Raw genomic sequence first — 21,793 nt, 5'->3', positions numbered from 1 at the left:
GTTATTTTCTTGTGCCGTTCTACTTTCCGCCACTATCTGGCCAGGTCTGCTCATGTCTCACCCGGTTGCCGTCAAGGCACGCTTTTTACCATTGCTGTCAGCACTTTCATGCCTGACCCTGTTGAGCATGCTGGGCGCCATTCCCGCCCATGCCGGTTCACCCACCCCGCTTCTGGCTCCGGTACTGGAGGCAGCCAAGAATCTGCAGCTGGCCGACGAGCACCTGGCGGTCACCGCCATTCCCCTGAACGGCCCTGGTGATGCCCGCTTTCTGAATGCGGATACCCCCTTCAATCCCGGCTCCATCATGAAAGTGGTCACCACCTATGCGGCCCTGGAGCTGCTCGGTCCCACCTATCAGTGGCATACCCGGCTGTACACCGACGGCAAGATCAGTGGCAACACCCTGCAGGGCAACCTTTACTTTGCTGGCAGTGGCGACCCGAAACTGACCGAAGAGCGACTCTGGCTGTTGATGCGCGAGCTGCGCGCCATGGGCATTGACCATATCCAGGGTGACCTGGTGCTTGACGCCAGCGCCTTCAATCTGCCCAACGGTATTCCTGACTTTGATGATGACGGCGACAACCCCAATGCGCCCTTCCTGGTTGAACCCCACGCCTTGCTTACCAACCTGAATGTGTTGCGCATTCGTTCCCGCGCTGACGAGAGAGGCATCCATACCTGGACCGAACCCACCCTCAATGGGGTAGAGATCGATAACCGGATGGTCTTCAAGGATTACGGCCAGTGCCCGCGACGCTACCAGTTCGATTACCAACCGACCCTGACCGAAAATGGCCACACCCGCATCACTGTTACCGGCGTGCTGCCCAAAGGGTGCTCCACCAGCAGCTACCTGTCCGTCATGGACCAGGGCGACTACACCGGCGCCCTGATCACAGGCCTGTGGCAGCAACTGGGCGGCACTCTCACCGGTCAGATACGTCAAGGGCTGCGCCCCCGTGATGCCAACACCGAACTGCTCGCCACCACTTCCTCGCGAGACCTGGTCACCATGGTTCGTGACATCAACAAGTGGAGCAATAACGTGATGGTCCGCCAGCTGTTCCTCAGCCTGGGCGCCAAATTCCGTCAACCTGGAGACCGGGACGACCTGGCAGCGGCGGAAAGAACCATCCGCGAATGGCTGGCCACCAAGGGCATCGACAGCCAGGGCATGGTGTTTGAAAACGGCTCCGGCCTATCGCGCCTTGAACGGATCTCTGCCCGGCAGATGGCCAGCCTGTTGCAACAAGCCTGGGAAAGCCGTTTTGCGGCTGAGTTGATCGCGTCCCTGCCGCTGATCGCCATGGACGGCACCATGCGCCGGCGGCTTGGCAAGGCCGGCATGGCCGGCCTCGGCCATATCAAGACGGGCTCACTGAAAAACGTACGTTCCATCGCTGGCTTCACCCGGGATGAAAACAACACCACCTGGGCGGTGGTTGCCATGGTTAACCACCATCAGGCCTGGCGCACCGAAACCATTCTCGACTCGGTGATCAAGCAGGTTCATCTGGCGGCTCGCCCTCCCAGTATTGATACCGCCAGACACTGAAGTCCGGGGGGTTATGCCTTTGTTGCATGCTCCCCCCTCACCGATCACAGGTGTGCAGGGTGTCGCACGTGAATGGCGCATAACTCTGCTATGCTGCCGGGCAACACCGGATTAGCGAGACAGCCCATGATCACCCTTCACCACCTGGAAAACTCCCGTTCCCTGCGCATCGTCTGGCTGCTGGAAGAACTGGGCCTGGACTACGAGATTCGCCACTATGCCCGCGACAGCAAAACCATGCTGGCCCCGGCGGAACTCAAGCAGGTGCATCCGTTGGGGAAATCCCCGGTGATCACCGATGGCGACATCACCGTGGCAGAGTCCGGCGCCATTATTGAATATTTGATCCAGCGACACGGTGACGACAGCTGGAAAATCCGCACCGACGATCCACGCTGGGTGCAAGAGCGTTACTGGCTTCACTATGCAGAAGGCTCCCTGATGCCCCTGCTGGTGATGAAGCTGGTATTCAGCCGTATTCCCAAATCCCCCATGCCCTTTATTGTCCGTCCGGTCGCCAAGGGCATCAGCGGCAAGGTGATTGGCACCTTCATTGACCCGCAACTGGAAACCCAGCTGGCTGTCATTGAGGCTCACCTGGCCGACCATAACTGGTTTGCAGGCGAGACGCTCAGCGCAGCGGATATCATCATGAGCTTTCCGTTGCAGGCCGCCTCTGCCCGCGCCGATCTGAGCCGGTTGCCGGCAATCCAGCGCTTCCTGCAGCAGATGGAAGCACGTCCGGCGTACCAGCGAGCCGTGGAACGGGCGGGCCCACTGACCCCCATGCGCTGACCACATGACCCCGGAGCAACGCATCCTTGCCAGCTGGCAGGATAATGCCGCCCCCTGGACCCGCCTGATACAACAGCAGGGGCTGGCCAGCCGGCGCATCAGCGACCCGGCCATCGAACGGGCCATCCTCGCTCACCAGCCGAGCCGGGTGCTGGATGTGGGATGTGGCGAGGGCTGGTTGTGTCGCCGCCTGGCTGCCCGGGGCATTCACACCACCGGCATCGATGCCATCCCGGCCCTGGTGGAGGCTGCCCGCCAGCAACACCAACAGGGGGACTACCGCTGTCTGGCCTTCAGTGAACTGGCGCAGAACCTCACCGACTCCTTTGATCTGGCCGTGTGCAATTTTTCCCTGTTTGGCGAGCAATCCGTACAACAGTTACTGGCTGTGCTGCACCGCCGGCTCTCCCCCGGTGGCTTGCTGCTGATACAGACCCTGCACCCGTTGATGACCTGCGAAGGACACTATTGCGATGGCTGGCGAGAAACCCGCTGGCCAGCCGATTGCGTTGATTTCGGTGATGCTCCGCCCTGGTATTTCCGCACGTTGCAGAGCTGGCTGGCGCTGCTCCACAGTCAGGGCTATCGAGTCTCTCTGGAGGAACCTCTGGACCCGCAGCAGACACTGCCGGTTTCCGTCATTTTTCATGCCCGCCCAGAACCCCGATAACAGTAAACCAACAACTGATAACAAAGTGTTGCTGGTGACCTCCACCGTCCGGTTCTAGCCTGTCTGCACAACAATAACCGGGTAGGTGCTGCATGATTCTGTTCTATTTCCTGATCGTGTTCGCTTTCTTTCTGGCCATCATGCAATGGGTTTTCCGCAAGATTGATGCGCACCAGGCCCTGTCTGCCGAGCCCTCCGAGACTCCCTCCTGTCTACTGAGCAGTGCGCAAACGCGCCATGAAATTATCAAAAACTGTTAAAACGGCGAACCAAACACAAAAACACTTTTCAAAGGGGTATCTTTAAAGGAGTTGTCAGGGAGTACCAAGATGAAAACCTACCTCGCCGCCGCCGTGCTGGGCAGTGCCATTCTCGTTACCGGCTGCCAGAGCAAGCCACCGGAAGAACCGGTCAACCCTACCGCCCAGAAGCTGACATACAGCGGCATGCTGCCCTGCGCTGATTGTTCCGGCATTCGCACCACTCTGACGCTTTACCGAGATCAGTACGACAATCCCACTCGCTTTGAGCTGCGCGAGGAATACCTGAGCGGTTCCAAAGTGGAGTTGAGCGCGTCAGAGCGCGGTAACTGGGAGGCGGAAAAGCGCCTGCAGGGCAACATGCAATACGACATCTACACCATCAACCCCGATGATCCCGATGCCGACCGCCGTTATATCAAGGATGCCGTCAACGCCATTGAACAACTGGATCAGGACGGTAACCGCATCGAATCCAACATGAATTACCGCTTGCTGCTCAAATAACTCTGCCGGGCGTCCCACGGCGCCCTTCTGACTGGATGCCTCCCCCCGAAAGACCGCAAAGCGCTTTCGGGGGCGGCCACCAGCCTTACCCTCCCAGACGCCCGTTTTCTGTGGCTGTCGCCCGCTTCCCCATCGGCATAACCCCATCGTTCAGCAACACTGCGATGCAGTACCGTGAATGGCCCGCAAATAGGAATGACTTGCATTCAGGTGCCTGCGAACCTATTATTGCGACCCCTTATTCGAGCCTTCGCGCTGACCGTCTCGAATCCGTGTTCCCCGGTTTGTTGCTCAGTCACCGGGATGTCACAACCGCATGCCAGTATGCATGCTTTTTGAACTACTAACCGGGCCCGTTGGATTCGCCCGTAGCAGGAGTTTTTCCATGCCCCCGATTTCCCTGCAACTGCCTGACTGGTTTGTCAGTGGCGGCGCCACCATGTGGGTTCTGGCCTTGTTGTCCGTGATCGCCCTGGCCACCCTGATCTCCAAGATTCTGCAGTTCGCCCGCGTTCGCCCGGGCAGCGCCCGTCAGGCAGACCGTCTGCTGGACGCCTTGACCCGGGGCCAGCAGCCCGCCAAGCCCGGGAAACTGACCAGCCCGATTGATCAGGTGGTATGGCAATGCTGGCAGAACAGCAAACTGGAAGAAGCGGCCTGGCAGGAAGAAAGCCTGCGCCTGGCGCGCACCTCCCTGGATAATCTGCGCGGCGGCCTGCGCATCCTGGAAGTGATCAGCGCCGTGGCGCCCCTTCTCGGCCTGCTGGGTACCGTATTTGGCATGATCGGCGCGTTTCAGGCCCTGGAGACGGCTGGTTCACAGGTGGACCCGTCCATCCTCTCAGGCGGTATCTGGGAAGCCTTGCTGACCACCGCCGCCGGCCTGACCGTTGCGATCCCCACGCTGGCTGCCTTTCACTGGGCGGACCGCAGCTTGGAACTGTGCCGGGAAAAAATGCAGGACCGCTTGTCCCGTCTGAAGGTCCTTCGCAACAATCACGCGGAATCCGAGCCCCTGGAAGAGGACCGCGACCCGTCGGTGGCGCATGCATATTGAACCAGAGCGTCACCGTACGCCCTTTATCAGCCTCACACCGCTGATTGATGTAGTATTTATTCTGCTGGTGTTCTTTATGCTGGCGACCCGTTTCGGGCAGTTCTACGACCTGCCCGTCAACGTGCAGCCCGCTGAAAGCATGAATAAACCTGATGACAAGTGGCTGGTGATCGAAGTGGAGGCCGACGGCGACCTGAATCTGAACGGCGTCAGTTTCACCCCTGACGCCGTGGCAGATCGGCTCGACACCCAGAAAACCAAGGTCTGGGTCACCGTCAGTGCGGATGCCACCTTGCAGCAAGCCCTGGCCGCCGTGGATGCGATCAAGGCCGCCGGCGTGAAGGACGTACAACTGGAGCTGTTGCCATGATGATCATGGAAACCTCTTCCCGCCGCCCCCCACTGGAACCGGTGTTGCCACTGATCAATGTGGTATTTCTGCTGTTGATCTTCTTCATGCTGGCCGGCCAGCTGGCCAAGAGCCCCACCGTATCCGTGGATACCCCTCTGAGCCAGAGCGCCAATGGACCGGAAGCCCGGGACAAATTGTTGCTGGTATTGCAGAAGGACGGCCAGTGGTTCACCGAGGACAATGACACGGCGCTCACCGAGGCCACACTGCAAGAGTATCTGAAAGAACGCCCGGAAGGGGCGGAAGTCCGTCTGCTGGCAGATGCCGGCGTCACCATGACGACCCTGCGGGAAAGACTGGAAACCCTGCAGGAACTGGGCGTAGAGCAAGTGCGCCTGGTGACCCGCAATGACGGGGAGGGGCAATGAAATCCCGCACTCTTTTCGCCTGGGTCATCTCCGCCCTGATTCACGCCAGCGTCCTGGTTACCGTCGGAGCCCTTACCCTGGCCGGCGGACGGCCGGCCAAGCCCGGTGTCACGGAAATGGTGGTCAGCCTTGCGCCGCCAGCGGAAAAACCCGCCGCCCCACCCGCGCCGGCCAAAGCGGCGCCAGCGCCGACGCCCAAGCCCGAGCCAAAACCCAAGCCCAAGGTAAAGCCGAAACCCAAGCCCGTGGCCAAGCCCAAGCCGGAACCCAAACCGGAACCCACCCCGGAACCGGTTGTGGCCAAGAAAGAGAAGAAAACGGAGCAGGAAACCCGGGAAAAAAACGATAGCGAGCAGGCCGCCAGCCAGCCCCAACAAGTGGGCGCCAAAGGCATGGCCGGGGACCCGGGTGAAGGGGTGCATCAATCCGGCGACACGGAAAACGCCCTGAACAAATACCTGGCCAAGGTGCGCGATACCATCGACTACAACAAACAGTACCCGCACCGGGCCCGCATGCGTCGCCAACAGGGTACCGTGAAGGTCTCGTTCATGATCAACGCCTCCGGTCGGGCAGAACAGGTGGCGGTCGTGGAGAGCTCCGGCAGCCGGATTCTGGACCGGGCGACCCTGGAGCTGGTTTCCCGCCTTCGCTTTGATGCTCCCCCCAAGGATCTGAAACAGATTCCCGTGGAAGTCATCGCGCCGGTGGACTACAGCCTCAGTAACAGTTGATCGTCCACCGGTCAGACTTTAAGGTCTCTCGCTAACAGGCGTTTCACCTTCAAGGATGATCCATGACCCCACTTTATCTTGCATTACTGCTCAGCCTGGCCGCAGGCCTGAGCATGGCCGCCGGTGCCCTGATCGGTGTTAAACAGCACATCGCACGGGGCTGGCTGGAACAGGAGGTCCGCCATACAGTCATTGCCTTCGGTGGTGGCGCCTTGCTGGCCGCCGTGGCCCTGGTGCTGGTCCCGGAAGGGGCCCAACACCATAACCCGCTCTCTGCCACCCTGCTGTTCGTTGGCGGCGGCATTGCCTTTATGGTGGTGGACCGGGCACTGGCTGCCCATGGCGGTGCCATGTCACAACTACTGGCCATGTTGCTGGATTTTGTGCCCGAAGCCATCGCCCTGGGGGCGGCACTGGCAGTGGGAGGAGGCCAGGCCTACCTGTTGGCGTTCCTGATCGGCATGCAGAATCTCCCGGAAGGCTTCAACGCCTATCGGGAAATCCGCAACAGCGACGGCAATACCCTCTCCTCCCGCAAGATCATTCTGGCCTTCACCGCCCTGGCGCTGCTCGGCCCCGTCAGCGCCGCCCTGGGCTTCCTGGTGCTGGTGGACAGCCCACTGGTGCTGGGGGGCATCATGCTGTTTGCCAGTGGCGGGATTCTCTACCTGGTGTTCCAGGACATTGCCCCGCAGGTGCCCCTGAAAAAGCATTGGGCGCCAGCCCAGGGCGCCGTGGCCGGGTTTGCGTTGGGGTTGGTGGGGCATTTGCTGGTGCATTGAAACGAAGCCCCGTAGGAGCGCCGCTTGAGGCGCGAACCGAGCGACAGCGAGGCAGCAGAAACAAGCCCTATCCGCTATTCGGTCAGAAGCCTGTCAGACCCTGATAAACCTGATCGCCCGGCGGGCGATTTCCTTGCTTCGCAAGGTTCGCGCCTCGAGAGGCGCTCCTACGGGGCTTCGTAGAAATGAAAGCGAGTAGCTGCTTGTGTGGCTTTGTAGAGTGAGGAACTCATTCCCCCCAGCGCTTCACCAGCGTCTGTTCTACCCCCAGATGATCCAGTAACCGGGCGACGATGAAATCCACCAGGTCCTGCACCGTCTCCGGTTGATGATAGAAACCGGGGGCAGCCGGCATGATGGTCACACCCAGGCGAGACAGCTTCAGCATGTTTTCCAGGTGGAGAGGGGAAAAAGGCGCTTCCCGGGGTACCAGGATCAGCTTGCGCCCCTCCTTGATGGCCACATCGGCGGCCCGTTCGATCAGGTTATCGCTGGCCCCGCAGGCAATGGCGGAGAGGGTCCCGGTGGAGCACGGGCACACCACCATGGCGGCAGGCGCACCACTGCCGGAAGCAACCGGTGCGGTCCACTGTTCCAGCCCGCAGACCACCAGGTTGCCACGATCTGTCTGCACCCAATCGCGCAGGGCCTGCTCTGCCGCGCCGGTGCCGGCCGGCAGTTTCAGCTCGGTTTCCATGCCGATCACCACCCGCGCCGCCTTGGACAGGATGACGAAGACCTCGCAATCCGCATCCAGCAGACACTGCAGCAGACGCAATCCGTAGGGGGCACCGGAAGCGCCGGTGAAGGCCAGTGTGATCCGTTTTCTCATACACCCATTCCTACACCACGGGCCATCAATGCCGCGAGAATGGGCATCAACACCACCAGGTGGAGTTCCGCCACCAGCACACCGCGCAGATTGCGCTGCAGGGCGTCATCAATTTCCGGCACATGACCGGCCTTCACCGCTTTACGCCAGCCCAGCAACACCTTGGTGGGGTAAAGGCTCAACAGGCCGATCAGGACAAACAGGGTGACCTTGCCATGAAACCAGGGGTTGGACAGGTAAAAATCCCAGCCCTTTTCCGTCCAGCCGGCCCGCGCAATCCCGCTCACCAGTACCACCAGCGCCGCGAGACCATAGCCGATATCCAGCCATAGAAGAGTACGAATGTTGCGTTCGTTGATGCCGGTTCGCCACAACAGAAGTTCCCCGTAGAGGAAACCAAATAGCATCAGAATGCTGAGGTAATGCACCGATGCCCAGAATACGGACCAGAACATGACAACCTCCCGTGTTGATTCACGCCGAACACCAAGCTAACCGTAAAGCCGGCCACCGTTGGAGCTTTGCTTGCAAAGCGAAGGGCCCGGCCCCTGAGAGAATTCGCCTTGCGAGCAAGGCTCCAACGACCCCTCCGGAATAACATGTGGCGAAAAGCTTATGCTTTTAGCGCCTCCAGCAACTTCTGATGGATACCGCCAAAGCCGCCGTTGCTCATCACCACCACATTCAGTGGCTCGCCCTTGCGAGCCACCACCCGGGCAATGATGTCGTCAATATCATGACTCACCGAAGCGGGCACCGGCGATTCACTGACCACCGGGTCCAGCGACCAGTCCAGTCCCGGCGGCTGGTACCAGATTACCTCATCCGCCGCCCCGGTGCTGGCTGCCAGCGCTTCCTTGTGGCTTCCCATGCGCATGGTGTTGGAGCGGGGTTCGATCACCGCCAGAATCTTTCCGTCACCGACCTTGCGACGCAACCCGTCCAGGGTGGTGGCAATGGCCGTGGGGTGATGGGCAAAGTCGTCATACACCCGCACCCCATGAATCTCACCGCGTAATTCCATACGCCGCTTCACACCCTGGAATTCGCACAGAGCCGCCGCCCCATCCGCCAGCGTCACCCCCACATGGCGGGCAGCCAGCAAGGCGGCCATGCCGTTATTCACACTGTGCCGGCCAGTCTGATCCCAGCGCACCTGTGCCACTGGCTCACCGTTCTCCAGCACGGTAAAGGCGGAACCATCCGCGTTATCCAGCCGGTAGCCCAGGGAGTCGTTCTCACCGAAGCGTTCTATCTCGCTCCAGCAGCCTTTCTCCAGTGTCTCCTCCAGGGCGGTTTCGCCATGAGGAAGGATGAGCCGCCCGGAGGAAGGCACGGTGCGAATCAGGTGGTGGAACTGGGTCTGGATAGCGGCCAGATCGGCAAAGATATCCGCGTGGTCGAATTCCAGATTGTTGAGAATGACGGTGCGCGGACGGTAGTGAACGAATTTGCTGCGCTTGTCGAAGAAGGCGGTGTCGTATTCATCCGCTTCCACCACAAAAAACGGCGTCTCACCGAGTCGGGCAGAGACCCCGAAATTGCCGGGCACACCACCAATCAGATAACCGGGATTGAGCCCGGCGTGCTCCAGAATCCAGGCCAGCATGGAGCTGGTCGTGGTCTTGCCGTGGGTACCGGCCACCGCCAGCACCCAGCGCCCGGGCAGGATCACATCCTCCAGCAACTGGGCACCGGAGGTATAGGGCAGGCCCCGATCCAGCATGGCTTCCACGGCAGGATTGCCCCGACTCAGGGCATTGCCGACCACCACCAGATCCGGCGCCGGCTCCAGTTGCGCCGGGTCGTACCCCTGGGTCAATGCAATGCCCGCCGCTTCCAGTTGGTCACTCATGGGCGGATAGACGTTCTGGTCACTACCGGTAACACGATGGCCCTGAGCCTTGGCCAGCTGCGCCAGAGAGCCCATGAAGGTGCCACAGATACCGAGGATATGGATATGCATGGGAATAAACCGATCAAAAGAATCCCTGCACCTTAACGGCAAAGGGACTGTCAGGTGAAGCTTACCGGGTCACCGTCACCACTTCCGGCACCAGCATCACTACCGCGGCATAGCCGGCCACCAGCAGGGTCAGGGCGATCCCCAGGCCCAGGAACGGCCCCACATTCATGGCGCGATGGTAAACGAAGCTCTGGGCGGCCAGTTGCCAGCTCACCAGCAACAGATACAGCCCCTCGATCCAGCCCTGGGACTGGGCCATGCCCGCATTGATCGCCAGCAAAGGCAGAGTCACCAGGGTCAGCACCACGTCGATACCGACCAACGACAGGGCCGTCTGCAGCCAACGACTCTGCAGCCCCTTAAAGCCCAGCAGTACAAAAATCCCCGCCAGGATCACCGCCATTGAGGTGAGCTGGCTGCTCAGCAACACCAGCACCGGCAGGGCTGTCTGCAAGCTACCTACCAGCAGTTGCAGGGCACACCAGCCCAGCAACACCAGGCCCAGCAGGTTCGTTGAGTAAGGCGCGTTTTCGGGGCCGGCGCGAAATATGGCCAGCCGCCAGAACAATGTCATCAATGCAGTCATGGATCCTCCGGCGAGCTATTGTTCCAGAGCCGGGAGGAAATCACCATCAGGGGCAGTTGAAAGTTCAACATTCAACGTTGAACTTCCAACTGCCCTTTTCCTGTCATCGTCCGACAACACCGGGTGTGTTTCATGGCCTCCTTCGCTAGAATGCACGCAAATTGAATCAAGGGGTCTCTCATGGCGCGTAAAAACGCTTTCTATGCTCAGTCTGGCGGTGTCACCGCTGTCATCAATGCCTCCGCCGCCGGCGTGATCGAAGCCGCCCGCGAGAACAAGGATGTGATCGGCAAGGTCTACGCCGGGCGTAATGGCATCATCGGCGCCCTCACCGAAGAGCTGATCGACACCAGCAAAGAGAGCAAAAGCGCCATTGACGCGCTCAAGCATACCCCCGGCGGCGCGTTTGGCTCCTGCCGCTACAAGCTCAAGGACCTGAAAACCTCCCAGCGCGAATACGAGCGTCTGATCGAGGTGTTCAAGGCCCACAACATCGGCTACTTCTTCTACAACGGTGGCGGTGACTCCGCTGACACCTGCCTGAAAGTGTCCCAGCTGTCCGAAAAGATGGGTTACCCGATCCAGGCCATCCACGTGCCCAAGACCGTGGACAATGACCTGCCCTTCACGGATGTGAGCCCGGGCTTTGGCTCCGTGGCCAAGTACACTGCCGTGAGCTGCCGCGAGGCGGCCCTGGACGTGGCCAGCATGTGCGCCACCTCCACCAAGGTGTTCGTGATGGAAGTGATGGGCCGTCACGCCGGCTGGATCGCCGCTGCTGCAGGTCTTGCCAAGGAAGACAACGACGACGCGCCACACCTGATCCTGTTCCCGGAAATCGCCTTCGACAAGGCCGCCTTCATGAAGAAAGTGGAAGCCACTGTTCAGAAAGTGGGCTACTGCGTGATCGTGGTATCCGAAGGTGCCCGCTACGAAGACGGCACCTTCCTGGCCGACGCGGGTAACACCGATGCCTTCGGGCACAAACAGCTCGGTGGCGTGGCCCCGGTGATTGCACAAATGGTCAAGGATGAGCTGGGCTACAAATACCACTGGGCGGTGAGCGACTATCTGCAACGGGCTGCCCGCCACATTGCCTCCGCCACCGATGTGGAGCAGGCCTACGCCGTGGGCCGCGCGGCGGTGGAATTCGCCGTGGCCGGCAAGAATGCGGTGATGCCCACCATCGAGCGCAAGAAGACCAAGAAATACAGCTGGACCATCGGTGAGGCACCGCTGAAGAAAGTGGCCAACGTGGAAAAGAAGATGCCGCGCAAATTCATCACCAAGGATGGCTTCGGCATCACTCCGTTCGGGCGCGAATACCTGGCGCCCCTGATTGGCGGCGAGTCCTACCCGCCCTACAAGGACGGCCTGCCGCAATTCGCCAAGCTGAAACTGGTCCCGGTGGCCAAGAAACTGAACGACGCGTTCGAGGTGTAAGCGCACCCCGATACGACAAACGCCCCGCATTGCGGGGCGTTTTTATTTTACTCCGGGTTCACGCCTTCAACCCACTACGAATCTCTGTAGGAACGTAGCGGAGCGGAGTAACGCACGAAGTGCAGCCTGAAGGGTGAGCGAAGCGAATAAATTCCCTTCCAGGGGACGAACCCGAGCCTGGGCGAGGGAAACGGGTTAGGTTCACCTCATGCCTTCATTCAGTTTGTTCAAACCTGAAGTCCCTGACCGACCTTCGGTCGATTTCGTGCTTCGCACGGTTCGTCCCCGGGAAGGGAACTCCTTCAGAGGGGCTTGGTAGCCCGGACAGGAATCGGGGAGCCGGCACTAGCCCTCCATCGCCGCCATGTCCATCCACATCATTTCCCACACATGCCCATCCGGGTCCGCCAGGTTACGGTTATACATGAACCCCAGATCCTGAACCGGGTTGATATCTGCCGTGCCGCCATTGTCCGCAGCGGCCTTATTCACGGCATCTACCGCATCACGACTGTCAAAGGACAGTGCCAGCATCACTTCACTGGAAGAGGAAGGCGGAATCGGCCGGGCGGTAAAGGTCCGCCACTTGTCATGGGTCAGCAGCATCACATGGATGGCCTCACTCCACACCATGCAGGCGGCAGTCTCGTCGGTGAATTGCGGATTGTTCTCGAAGCCCAGCGCGGTATAAAACGCCATGGACGCTTTAAGATCTTCTACCGGCAGGTTTACAAAGATCATTCTGGTCATGCTGCTGTCTCCCAAGGGTTAGTTCAAAACAGCCATGCGTGCTGTCATCACCTTATCGAACTGCCCTTGGCGCTTTCGACACAGCCATCACGTTTTTTAGCGAGACGCTTCGCCCCTACAACGAATAAACCTCCTTCCCTGGCCCCCACAAGCGGTCGATCTGTCGGCTGAACACCGCCAGTTCGCCGCTGGTGTAAAACGCCTCATCCCCGGTTTTCCCGGATTCCGCCAGCAGCCCCTCGCACGCCAACCGCCGCACCACTTCCCGGGCCACCGCCGACTCGGTGCTGACGATCTGCACCCCGGGCCCTGCCACCTGCGCAATGCGGTCGGCCAGGTAGTTGTAATGGGTACAGCCCAGCACAATGGTATCTGCACCCTTCTCCAGCAGTGGTGAGATATAGCGATTCAGCAGTGCCAAGGTCCTGTCGTCATCAAAACGCAACGCCTCGATCTGGCCCACCAGGTCCGGACAGGGCTGCACCGCAATACTCACGGTGCTGGAAAACCGGGCCGCCAGAGCACTGAAGGAATGGGTCTGCAGGGTTCTGGGCGTGGCCAGCACCCCCACCACCCCACTGCGGGTGGCCAGCACCGCCGGTTTGACCCCTGGCTCCACGCCGATAATCGGCACCGACCAGGAGGCCCGTAGCTGTGCAATGGCGGAGGTGGTCGCCGTATTGCAGGCCACCACCACCGCCTTGGCCCCCTGCCCCAGCAGGAAATCCGTCACCGTGTTCATCCGCTCCAGAATGAAAGCATCGGACTTGTCGCCATAGGGCGCATGGCGGGAGTCGGCCACATAGAGGATATCGTCGTCGGGCAACAGCTCCCGGACTTTCGCGGCCACGGACAGGCCGCCGATACCGGAGTCGAAAATACCGATGGGATGGGAATGGGGCATGGCTGGATCTGTGGGTCGGGTTGGTCTTGGCTGGATAGTGTACTCGACCGGGATGCGAACAGGGAAAGACTTGCGCCAGGCAAGTCCGCTGATCACAGATTACCTCCAAGCCGCTCTGTCCAGAGATTGTCCTGCTTTTAATGCAAATTGCCCGTACCCTACTGGCGCAAATATGACATCTGGCCGACGGTGGCCTCGCCGTCTTGGCAAACGGTCTATTCCAACTGGCTACCACACCATCACAGCAGACTGCGCATATGCTTCATCAACGTATCGACGCGAATTATCGTGCCAGCCACGCTGCAGTTCTATAAAAACAAAAAAACAAGGAAAGTCGGCAAATCCGCATGCTTGATGGGACCGAATACGTATCACGGCGAGACTTGATGGCTTGGTACACTGTAGCCATGATGCGTTTATTGGCGATCTCTCTTACGGTGGTATTGGCGTTGCCGGCTCTGGCTTTAGCCGATGACGTGACGGTGCTGGTGGTACGCCACCGGTGGCATACCGGTATTGCCTTTCCGGCAGACCGGCTCTCCCCTGCCCTGGGGTTTCTTGAACCGCACTTCAGTGAGCCGTCGTTCTACGAGTTCGGCTGGGGGGATGATGCCTTTTATCGGCAGGATGACAGCTGGTGGCTACGGGTTCGGGCCATGCTGTGGCCAACCCGATCGGCAATGCACGTGGTAGGACTGGAGCGACATCCGGAACTGTTGCCCCATACAGATTTGCAGCCACTGTGCCTGAGTGCCGAGCAACTCGACCAGTTACAGGAGAGTCTGGCCGGGTATTTCCAACTGGATGTGCAGGGGCGGTTACCCGCCGGCGACCCGGGTCTGTACGGCGATAGCCGTTTCTTCCCTTCCAATGACACCTTCTGGTTCGGCAATACGTGCAACACCTGGACCGCCAGGCGCTTGCGCGAAGCAGGACTGCCGATACGTGCCTTTCTTACCCTCACTGCGGGCCAGGTTCTGGGCCAGCTACGCGAGGGCAATCAGGCCGGCGCCTGTGCCACCCGATAAACCAACATCAGGGATAAAGGGAGGCTTGGGCTGGTTGGGGCATGACCGGCCTGACCAAACCTCACCGGTGTTGCGACAGACCGTTTAATCTCTGGCCAGAAACATCTGCGAAATACCGGGGGTATCTTCGCTATTAACGCCAAGTCTGAGCACACATAAAAAAGGCCGGCAAAAGCCGGCCCTGAATACTAGGAAGGAGCAGAGCGTTACAATTCCACGCCCAGGTGCTCCAGCGTCTGCATGGTCAACTGGCCGGAGGCCAAATCGTTGTCCTTCTGGTAAGCGACCACGGCGGCGCGGGTCTTCGGACCATAGACACCATCAATCCATACCGGGTCGTAGCCCTTGTCTTCCAGTGCTTTCTGAAGGCGGCGGACCACATCCTGGGTGGTATTGGTTTCACAAAGAATTTCGCGCCATTCCAGATCCGCGTCGGTCACCTTGACCTGCTTGGGCACTTCCTTGTAGACGGCGGGGATAATGGTTTTCTTCTCTTTCGGCGGTTCTACCTGCTTGACCACATCAATGGTCTTGTAAACCGCTGGCACGGTGACTTTTTCAGTGCGCGCAGGCTGATCCACCACTTTCTTGGTGACGGTCTTGTACACCGCAGGAATTTTCACTTCCTCGGTACGCTCGGGTTGTACCAGTTCCTTACGGCTAACGGTCTTGTATTCCGCCGGCACTTCCACGAGACACATGATTTCACCGGTGGAATCATCGATTTTCTCGATGGGGCCACGGCCTTTCTTCCAGGTAGTGTAAGCGGGCTTCACCAACACCTGCTCAGTGACGGTTTTATATTCCGCCGGCTTGGTGATCAGCTTGGTGGTCGCCTCTTTCACCAGCACCTTCTCGGTCACTGTCTTGTAAGTGGCAGGAATCACTTTCAACTTGTCGTAGGCTTCACTGACAAGCACTCGCTCTTGAACGGTTTCATAGCGAGCGGGAGTGGTGGTGATCTTGCTGTCTTCCTGAGACACCATGACCCGCTGCATTTCGGTCTTGTAGGTTTCCGGAATCACAACCCGTGCGTAGCAATGGCCTGGCTTGGCATTGGGGGGAAGTAGCTGATTACCGGATTCTGACGGTGCCGGCGCTGGGGCGGGCTGCTGTTGGCTGGAGTTCAGCGCTGCACGCAACTGCTGGTTTTCCTGCTCCAGCTGCTGCTGTTGACTTTGCAACGACTGATATTCGGCAGTGTCCTGAACGGTCTGATTGCTGGCACAGCCGGAGGCAAGAGCGGCGACAACGGCCGGCAACACAAGACGATTAAGTTTCATAGTCTGTTCCCTTTTGACAGCTTCCTTGGTTCATCAGGAACAAACCATGCGCAATTAAAATGACAGAAACAGTTACAAAGATGTAATTTTACAAAAATATAGCTTAAAAATTATTTTGCTCAGATCATTTTGCAAAATTATAAGCAAAAAACTTTTTATCCTGAAAAGCATTCGCTTAAGAAAAAGAGAATAACGCCTCAATAAAGGCACGGATGTACCAGTTAATGACTGTCCTTGCGCTGCTCTGACCAGTTCTCCTTGCAGGCATGCTCCTCACCCAGATCTTCCTCTGTGCCGGTGTGATCCGGCAGAACCTGGTTCAGAATCACTGCCACCAGTCCGCACAGGCTGATCCCCTGCAAAGTGAAATCACCATTGCCCATCACCATGCCACCAATACCAAAGATCAGTGTCACTGCCACAATGACCAGGTTGCGTTGGGCGTTAAGGTCCACCCGGGCCTTGATCAGGGTACTCATGCCCACACTGGCGATGGAGCCGAACATGAGAATCAGGATGCCCCCCATCACTGGCGTGGGGATGCTTTGCAACAGCAATCCGAACTTGCCGATAAAGGCCAGGCTGATGGCAAACAATGCGGTCCAGGTCATCACCACCGGATTGAACACCTTGGTCAGCATCACCGCCCCGGTAACTTCCGAATAGGTGGTATTGGGCGGACCACCGAACAGGGCCGCCGCCATGCTGGCAATACCGTCACCGGTCAGAGTGCGATGCAGGCCGGGTTTGCGGATGTAATCCTTGCTGGTGACGCTGCTGATCGCCAGGACATCACCCACGTGTTCGATGGCCGGGGCCAGGGCCACCGGCACCATGAACAGGATCGCCTGCCATTGAAAACTGGGCGCCACAAAGTCCGGCATGGCCAACCAGCCCGCCTCTTCCACCGCCGAGAAATCCACCATCCCCATCAGCAGGGCTGCCAGGTACCCACTGACCACACCACAAAGAATGGGCAATAGGCGGAATAGTCCCCGCCCCAGGGTCGCCACCAGCATAGTGGCAAGCAGGGCCACCATGGACACCAGTAGTGCCTCGCCGTAGGGGAAGAGCCGCTCGGCGCCATTGCCGGTCATACCCATGGCAAAGTTCACCGCCGTGGGCGCCAGACTCAATCCAATCACCATGATGATGGGGCCAGTGACAACCGGCGGCATCAGACGATGCAAGAAACCCGGGCCACGCCATTTGACCAGCCCGCCCAGCACCACATAGACCACGGCGGTGCACAACAGCGCGCCCATGGTGGCGGACACGCCCCACTGTGCGACCCCATGGGCAATAGGCGCCACAAATACAAAGGAGGAGGCCAGGAACACCGGCACCGATCGGCGGGTAATCCACTGAAACAACAACGTACCCAGACCGGCGGTGAACAGGGCCACGCTGGGGTCCAGCCCGGTGAGCAACGGCATCAGCACCATGGCGCCGAAGGCCACGAACAGCATCTGCGCACCAATAAGGATAATTTTCCAGTTCCAGAATCCGGGCTGTTGCATGCCGATGGCTCCTTTGAGGCCGCGAACACCAATGACGGTAGTGATCCCTGGAGTCTTGCTCGCAAGGCTCCAGCGGGAATGGCTAGCGAGTCCCGAAGATCTTGTCCCCGGCATCTCCCAGGCCGGGCACGATATAGCCATCGTCGTTGAGCCCCTGATCCACCGAGGCGGTGTAGATGTCCACGTCCGGATGCGCAGCCCGGACCCTCTCAATGCCCTCCGGCGCCGCCACCAGCACCAGGGCACGGATCTGTTGGCAACCCGCCTTTTTCAGCATGTCGATACAGGCCACCAGGGAGCCCCCCGTCGCCAGCATGGGGTCCACCACCAGCGCCAGACGTTCATCAATGTCGTGGGCCAGCTTTTCAAAGTAGGCCACCGGTTCCAGGGTGTCTTCATTGCGATAGACCCCCACGACGCTGACCTTGGCGCTGGGAATCAGCTCCAGCACCCCATCGAGCATGCCGATACCGGCACGAAGGATGGGCACCACCGTCACTTTCTTGCCCTTGATGCGCTGGGCCGGCGCCGGTCCCATCCAGGTGTCCACCTGGTAATCCTCCAACTCCAGATCACTGGTGGCCTCGTAGGTCAGCAGGCTACCCACTTCCGCAGTAAGCTGGCGAAAGCTGCGGGTGCTCAGACTCTGCTGACGCAGCAGACCCAGCTTGTGTTTGACCAGAGGGTGAGTGATTTCATGAACAGACATGGCACGCGCTCCTTGGGGCCGGCTGGCAGAATACAGATGGCGAATATTGTGCCGTTTACACGTCAAAAGTCACGGACGTGCACCGGTTGACTGTTCTCCGCAGCCTCGCGGTGGTAGCGTCAGAAATAAATGGAGACCCCGTGAGCAAAAGCCTCGACGCGTTGTCTAAACCAGACGTTCGTGTATGAACGTGCCAGCCGCGCCCGGCAAGTTTTTCCCATCCCACGGCCAAGCCCTCGATTCCCCGGATGGTGAGAGGTGCGGACAGGCTGTGACAAGAGTTGCAGGAATGGCAAACCCGACAGGAGTCAACCTCATGAAACGTATCAACCTGGTTCTACTTGTAGTGCTCAGTGTCCTTGGCGCCCCGTTGTGGGCTGCCGACAGCATCAGCGTCAACGAGCTCAAACAGGCCATGCAGGCCGATCGCGCGCCCATCATCATTGATGTACGAAATGAGGATGAATACCTGGCCGGCCATATTCCCGGCGCCATCATGGTACCGGCCAAACAGATGGACCAGCACCTGGACATGCTCAAGCAATACCGCAAGCAGGAAATCGTGCTGTACTGCGTGTCCGGCCGCCGCGCCAGCGCCGCCGCCACGCTGCTGGAGGACGCAGGTTTCAAGAAAGTCCGCCTGCTGGAAGACAACTACCCCGGCTGGGAAGCCGCGCAATAACATTCCAGGACGCCCGGGGAGCCCCGCCCCTGGCTCCCTAACTCATTGACCATAAAGCCTTTCTTCTCTCCCTCCCGGTTACGCCCTTGCGCCATTAGCCGGAGCCGCCCTGCATTGCTATAATCCGCGCCCACCACCAACCCTGTTTGAGAAGGACAGACCATGGATTTTGCTAAGGTTCCCGCCGGTAAAGAGATTCCGGAAGACATTTACGTGGCCATCGAGATCCCGGCCAATGCTGACCCGATCAAGTACGAGATCGATAAAGACAGCAACGCCGTATTCGTCGACCGTTTCATGGCAACCCCCATGTTCTATCCAGCCAACTACGGCTACATCCCCAACACCCTGTCTGAAGATGGCGACCCGCTGGACGTGCTGGTTGTAACCCCGTACCCGGTGGTTCCCGGTTCCGTGATCCGTTGTCGCCCGGTCGGCATCCTGAACATGACTGACGAAGCAGGTAAAGATGCCAAGCTGGTTGCCGTGCCGCACACCAAGCTGACCAAGATCTACGACAACGTGAAAGACATCAACGATCTGCCCGAGCTGCTGCTGGCTCAGATCAAGCACTTCTTCGAGCACTACAAAGAGCTGGAAGCGGGCAAGTGGGTGAAGGTCGATGGCTGGGACGGCGCCGAAGCCGCCAAGGCCGAGATCCTGAAGTCTGTGGAAGCCTACGAAAAAGCGTAAGTTTTCACTCAACCGGCAAGTCATTGCCGGCGATTGAAAAGGCCGCGTCCGGGATCGGGCGCGGCCTTTTTATTGGCGAGTTTCGAAAAGCCAAATCCGGAATGCCAGCCCGGCCAAAGTCTTGATCTTCGACACGCGAAACTCGTCCCTCGCGACTGAGTGCTAACGCTTTTCCCGGTACGCCCGTGGCGTCGCCCCACTCCAGCGCTTGAACGCCTTGGAAAAGTTGGCCACATCGCTATACCCCAGCGTATAGGCCACTTCGCTGATGCTGTTATCCGGCTTGGCCAGCAGACGTTGTGCCTGCCGATAACGCTCCTCGTCCTGGAGCTGGCGATAGCTGAGTCCGGACTGTTGCAGGTGGCGTTTGAGAGTGCGGGGGGACACCGACAGTTTTTCTGCCATGGTCTCCAGGGAGGGTAACGGCGCGGGGCGATCCTGGAGAGCACTGCGGATACGCTCGGCCATGACACCATCCTCCTCGGTACGCCACTGACGGAATTCCAGCTCGCATTGCTCACGAGCCAGGGCCGCCACCTGGGGATCTGCCAAGCGAGGCCGGGCCGCCAGCGCTGACTGGGGAAAAACCAGGGCATCCTCATCCTGGTCGAACAACACCGGCACCCCCACTTCCTGTTTCAGGGTCGACAGATAGGCAGGCGCCGGCCCCCGGCGGCGAATCTCCAGGCCCTGCGGGGGCGCATCCAGCAACTGCTCGATCATGAACACGAGGCCCACCAGCATGGCTTCGACAACAAAATCATGGGCCACGCCCAGGGTTGCCGTACTGCGTAGCTGCAGATGGGCAAGCTCTCCCTGGCGGGTCTGGTCAATGACCAGAAACGGGGCTCGCAGCCCCAGAAACCGGCACGCGGCATCCAGCGCATCCTGGGCGCTGGCGCTGGACAGGGCCAGCAGACCCACCGGGCCGTGCAGGGTGATGCTCATGGCCCGGGCATAGCGGAATCCCAGCCCCTGCTCTCCCACCATGGCCACCCCCCGCTCGGCCACGGTCTGGGCCAGGGACATGGACACCCGCCGGTCCGGGGCCAGCAGCTCATCGCGGCTCACTCCCAGTCCCGCCAGCAGGGACGGGGCATCCAGCCCCATGCCCGCCAGCACGTCATAGAGCAACACCACATAAATACCCGGTATGCCGGCATTTCCCCAGGGACGGCCCGAACTCACCATTTGTTGGCCCTCCTCGACAAGACCTTGACTGCAAGACCTCGCATAGTAGATGTCATTGACTGATGTCAGCAATGACATCTTGAGGAGACACCAATGAAGCTACGACTGATCAAAAAACGGAAAACACCGGCTATCAGCATCACCCCTCGTCGCATGGGGTTCACCTTCGAGGGTCTGGAAGACCAGCCCTATTGGTTCGACAATGACCCGGTGCTCACCCATGTGTTGAACGTGATGTCGCTGACCTTCCCGGATGGCGAGCGTTTCTTCGTGGATTCCGTTCGCGCCCTGCGCGACCAGGCAAAAGGCCCGGACCGCCAGAAAGACATCTCCGGTTTTATCGGCCAGGAAGCCATGCACTCCCTGGAGCATCAGGCCTTCAATGATCTGATTGCCGACGGCCAATACGACGATATCGTCAATCATGCTCTGGCGGTAACCCGCAAACTGCTGGCCGGCGCCCGCAAGTACATGAGCCAGCAGCAGCAGCTGGCAGCCACGGCCGGTCTGGAGCACATCACCGCGATTCTCGCCGATGCCATTCTGCGTCGCCCGGACCTGGTGGAAAAAATGCATCCCTCGGTGCGCAACCTGTGGGTCTGGCATGCCATCGAGGAAACCGAGCACAAGGCCGTGGCCTACGACCTCTACAAGGACGTGAGCGACAACTACCTGGAGCGGCAGCGCACCTTCCTGTCCGGCTCTGCCTACCTGGTGGGCTTCACCTCCTACTTCACCTGGCAAATGCTCAAACGCGACGGCATCCACCGCCAGCCCCTGACCCTGGCCAAGGGCCTCTGGAAAGGCTTCGGCTACCGTGGCGTCATCAGCAGCGTCATCCCCGCCTGGTTCAGTTACCTGAAACCCGGCTTCCATCCCTGGGAAGACGACAACAGCGCCCTGATCGAAAAATGGCGCGCCAGCCTGCCGCAAGTGAAGGAAAAGAATGCGGCGTGAACATAGTTAATAATGAATAATGAATAGTTAATAACGCCGCGGACAGGATTTGTTTTGTCTGAAACGCAAGAGGCCGCGCCCAACCTGTGGGCGCGGCCTCTTT

At 59.5% G+C, this 21,793-nt stretch carries 25 protein-coding genes; 15 read left to right on the top strand and 10 right to left on the bottom strand.

Going from position 1 to position 21,793, the window contains the following annotated elements; translation table 11 throughout:
• The first annotated feature begins 52 nt into the window (after nt 1–52).
• The 10 genes from dacB (at nt 53) to A0251_RS06170 (ending at nt 7,146) form a co-directional block, all read left to right on the top strand.
• Entirely contained in the window at nt 53–1,561 is a 1,509-nt protein-coding gene (gene dacB / locus A0251_RS06210) for a D-alanyl-D-alanine carboxypeptidase/D-alanyl-D-alanine-endopeptidase (RefSeq protein WP_062815958.1), read from the top strand.
• A 126-nt stretch (nt 1,562–1,687) separates the two neighbouring features.
• On the top strand, nt 1,688–2,356 hold the full coding sequence (locus tag A0251_RS06205) for a glutathione S-transferase (protein WP_062815957.1): 669 nt from the start codon (nt 1,688–1,690) through the stop codon (nt 2,354–2,356).
• 4 nt (nt 2,357–2,360) lie between these two features.
• A complete protein-coding gene (locus A0251_RS06200; RefSeq protein WP_062815956.1) occupies nt 2,361–3,026 on the top strand; it encodes a bifunctional 2-polyprenyl-6-hydroxyphenol methylase/3-demethylubiquinol 3-O-methyltransferase UbiG in 666 nt (221 codons plus the stop codon).
• A gap of 92 nt (nt 3,027–3,118) precedes the next feature.
• Nucleotides 3,119–3,286: a hypothetical protein gene (locus tag A0251_RS17375; RefSeq protein ID WP_156478249.1), complete on the top strand. Its 168-nt coding sequence runs from the start codon at nt 3,119–3,121 to the stop codon at nt 3,284–3,286.
• 69 nt (nt 3,287–3,355) lie between these two features.
• Nucleotides 3,356–3,793: a copper resistance protein NlpE gene (locus A0251_RS06195; RefSeq protein WP_062815955.1), complete on the top strand. Its 438-nt coding sequence runs from the start codon at nt 3,356–3,358 to the stop codon at nt 3,791–3,793.
• Nucleotides 3,794–4,178: 385 nt separating this feature from the next.
• The gene (locus tag A0251_RS06190) at nt 4,179–4,850 is read left to right on the top strand and encodes a MotA/TolQ/ExbB proton channel family protein (RefSeq protein WP_062815954.1); all 672 of its coding nucleotides are present in this window, start codon (nt 4,179–4,181) and stop codon (nt 4,848–4,850) included.
• Nucleotides 4,840–5,220: a biopolymer transporter ExbD gene (locus tag A0251_RS06185; RefSeq protein WP_062815953.1), complete on the top strand. Its 381-nt coding sequence runs from the start codon at nt 4,840–4,842 to the stop codon at nt 5,218–5,220. The genes A0251_RS06190 and A0251_RS06185 overlap by 11 nt, the downstream gene beginning before the upstream one ends.
• Nucleotides 5,217–5,630, top strand: coding sequence for a biopolymer transporter ExbD (locus A0251_RS06180; RefSeq protein ID WP_062815952.1), 414 nt, complete (start codon nt 5,217–5,219; stop codon nt 5,628–5,630). Before A0251_RS06185 ends, A0251_RS06180 begins: the two co-directional genes overlap by 4 nt.
• On the top strand, nt 5,627–6,364 hold the full coding sequence (locus A0251_RS06175; protein ID WP_062815951.1) for an energy transducer TonB: 738 nt from the start codon (nt 5,627–5,629) through the stop codon (nt 6,362–6,364). The genes A0251_RS06180 and A0251_RS06175 overlap by 4 nt, the downstream gene beginning before the upstream one ends.
• Before the next feature lie 62 nt (nt 6,365–6,426).
• Complete coding sequence (locus tag A0251_RS06170) at nt 6,427–7,146, top strand: ZIP family metal transporter (RefSeq protein WP_062815950.1); 720 nt, start codon at nt 6,427–6,429, stop codon at nt 7,144–7,146.
• A gap of 229 nt (nt 7,147–7,375) precedes the next feature.
• Here the strand turns inward: A0251_RS06170 and A0251_RS06165 are convergent, their stop codons facing one another.
• The 4 genes from A0251_RS06165 to A0251_RS06150 all read right to left on the bottom strand — a co-directional run bounded on the left by A0251_RS06165 (nt 7,376) and on the right by A0251_RS06150 (nt 10,530).
• The gene (locus A0251_RS06165) at nt 7,376–7,978 is read right to left on the bottom strand and encodes a flavin prenyltransferase UbiX (protein ID WP_062815949.1); all 603 of its coding nucleotides are present in this window, start codon (nt 7,976–7,978) and stop codon (nt 7,376–7,378) included.
• On the bottom strand, nt 7,975–8,433 hold the full coding sequence (locus A0251_RS06160; RefSeq protein ID WP_062815948.1) for a DUF2214 family protein: 459 nt from the start codon (nt 8,431–8,433) through the stop codon (nt 7,975–7,977). Before A0251_RS06160 ends, A0251_RS06165 begins: the two co-directional genes overlap by 4 nt.
• Before the next feature lie 158 nt (nt 8,434–8,591).
• Complete coding sequence (mpl, locus tag A0251_RS06155; protein ID WP_062815947.1) at nt 8,592–9,944, bottom strand: UDP-N-acetylmuramate:L-alanyl-gamma-D-glutamyl-meso-diaminopimelate ligase; 1,353 nt, start codon at nt 9,942–9,944, stop codon at nt 8,592–8,594.
• Nucleotides 9,945–10,005: 61 nt separating this feature from the next.
• The gene (locus A0251_RS06150) at nt 10,006–10,530 is read right to left on the bottom strand and encodes a hypothetical protein (RefSeq protein ID WP_062815946.1); all 525 of its coding nucleotides are present in this window, start codon (nt 10,528–10,530) and stop codon (nt 10,006–10,008) included.
• A gap of 180 nt (nt 10,531–10,710) precedes the next feature.
• On the opposite strand from A0251_RS06150, the gene A0251_RS06145 reads away from it, so the two are divergent.
• The gene (locus tag A0251_RS06145) at nt 10,711–11,973 is read left to right on the top strand and encodes a 6-phosphofructokinase (protein WP_062815945.1); all 1,263 of its coding nucleotides are present in this window, start codon (nt 10,711–10,713) and stop codon (nt 11,971–11,973) included.
• A 345-nt stretch (nt 11,974–12,318) separates the two neighbouring features.
• On the opposite strand, the gene A0251_RS06140 is transcribed toward A0251_RS06145, so the two are convergent.
• Both A0251_RS06140 and murI read right to left on the bottom strand, forming a co-directional pair.
• The gene (locus tag A0251_RS06140; protein ID WP_062815944.1) at nt 12,319–12,723 is read right to left on the bottom strand and encodes a VOC family protein; all 405 of its coding nucleotides are present in this window, start codon (nt 12,721–12,723) and stop codon (nt 12,319–12,321) included.
• Between the two features lie 115 nt (nt 12,724–12,838).
• On the bottom strand, nt 12,839–13,627 hold the full coding sequence (gene murI, locus A0251_RS06135) for a glutamate racemase (protein WP_062815943.1): 789 nt from the start codon (nt 13,625–13,627) through the stop codon (nt 12,839–12,841).
• Between the two features lie 386 nt (nt 13,628–14,013).
• Between murI and A0251_RS06130 the strand changes: the two genes are divergently transcribed.
• Nucleotides 14,014–14,655, top strand: a complete 642-nt coding sequence (locus A0251_RS06130; protein ID WP_197461857.1) for a DUF2459 domain-containing protein — start codon at nt 14,014–14,016, stop codon at nt 14,653–14,655.
• 206 nt (nt 14,656–14,861) lie between these two features.
• Here A0251_RS06130 and A0251_RS06125 read toward each other — a convergent pair whose 3' ends face one another.
• The 3 genes from A0251_RS06125 to upp form a co-directional block, all read right to left on the bottom strand.
• Nucleotides 14,862–15,938, bottom strand: a complete 1,077-nt coding sequence (locus tag A0251_RS06125) for a peptidoglycan-binding domain-containing protein (protein ID WP_062815941.1) — start codon at nt 15,936–15,938, stop codon at nt 14,862–14,864.
• Nucleotides 15,939–16,159: 221 nt separating this feature from the next.
• Complete coding sequence (locus A0251_RS06120) at nt 16,160–17,458, bottom strand: uracil-xanthine permease family protein (protein ID WP_062815940.1); 1,299 nt, start codon at nt 17,456–17,458, stop codon at nt 16,160–16,162.
• Nucleotides 17,459–17,540: 82 nt separating this feature from the next.
• A complete protein-coding gene (gene upp / locus A0251_RS06115; RefSeq protein ID WP_062815939.1) occupies nt 17,541–18,167 on the bottom strand; it encodes a uracil phosphoribosyltransferase in 627 nt (208 codons plus the stop codon).
• Between the two features lie 316 nt (nt 18,168–18,483).
• Between upp and A0251_RS06110 the strand changes: the two genes are divergently transcribed.
• Nucleotides 18,484–18,849, top strand: a complete 366-nt coding sequence (locus A0251_RS06110; protein WP_062815938.1) for a rhodanese-like domain-containing protein — start codon at nt 18,484–18,486, stop codon at nt 18,847–18,849.
• Between the two features lie 162 nt (nt 18,850–19,011).
• Entirely contained in the window at nt 19,012–19,542 is a 531-nt protein-coding gene (gene ppa / locus A0251_RS06105; protein WP_062815937.1) for an inorganic diphosphatase, read from the top strand.
• Nucleotides 19,543–19,704: 162 nt separating this feature from the next.
• Here ppa and A0251_RS06100 read toward each other — a convergent pair whose 3' ends face one another.
• The gene (locus A0251_RS06100) at nt 19,705–20,733 is read right to left on the bottom strand and encodes an AraC family transcriptional regulator (protein ID WP_062815936.1); all 1,029 of its coding nucleotides are present in this window, start codon (nt 20,731–20,733) and stop codon (nt 19,705–19,707) included.
• Between the two features lie 93 nt (nt 20,734–20,826).
• Between A0251_RS06100 and A0251_RS06095 the strand changes: the two genes are divergently transcribed.
• Entirely contained in the window at nt 20,827–21,690 is an 864-nt protein-coding gene (locus A0251_RS06095; RefSeq protein ID WP_062815935.1) for a metal-dependent hydrolase, read from the top strand.
• Nucleotides 21,691–21,793 lie beyond the last annotated feature (103 nt).

The organism is Alcanivorax sp. NBRC 102024 (assembly GCF_001602235.1).
GTDB lineage: Bacteria > Pseudomonadota > Gammaproteobacteria > Pseudomonadales > Alcanivoracaceae > Alcanivorax.
Note: the sequence above shows the minus strand (reverse complement) of the source record. Positions and strands in the feature narration are given on the sequence as shown.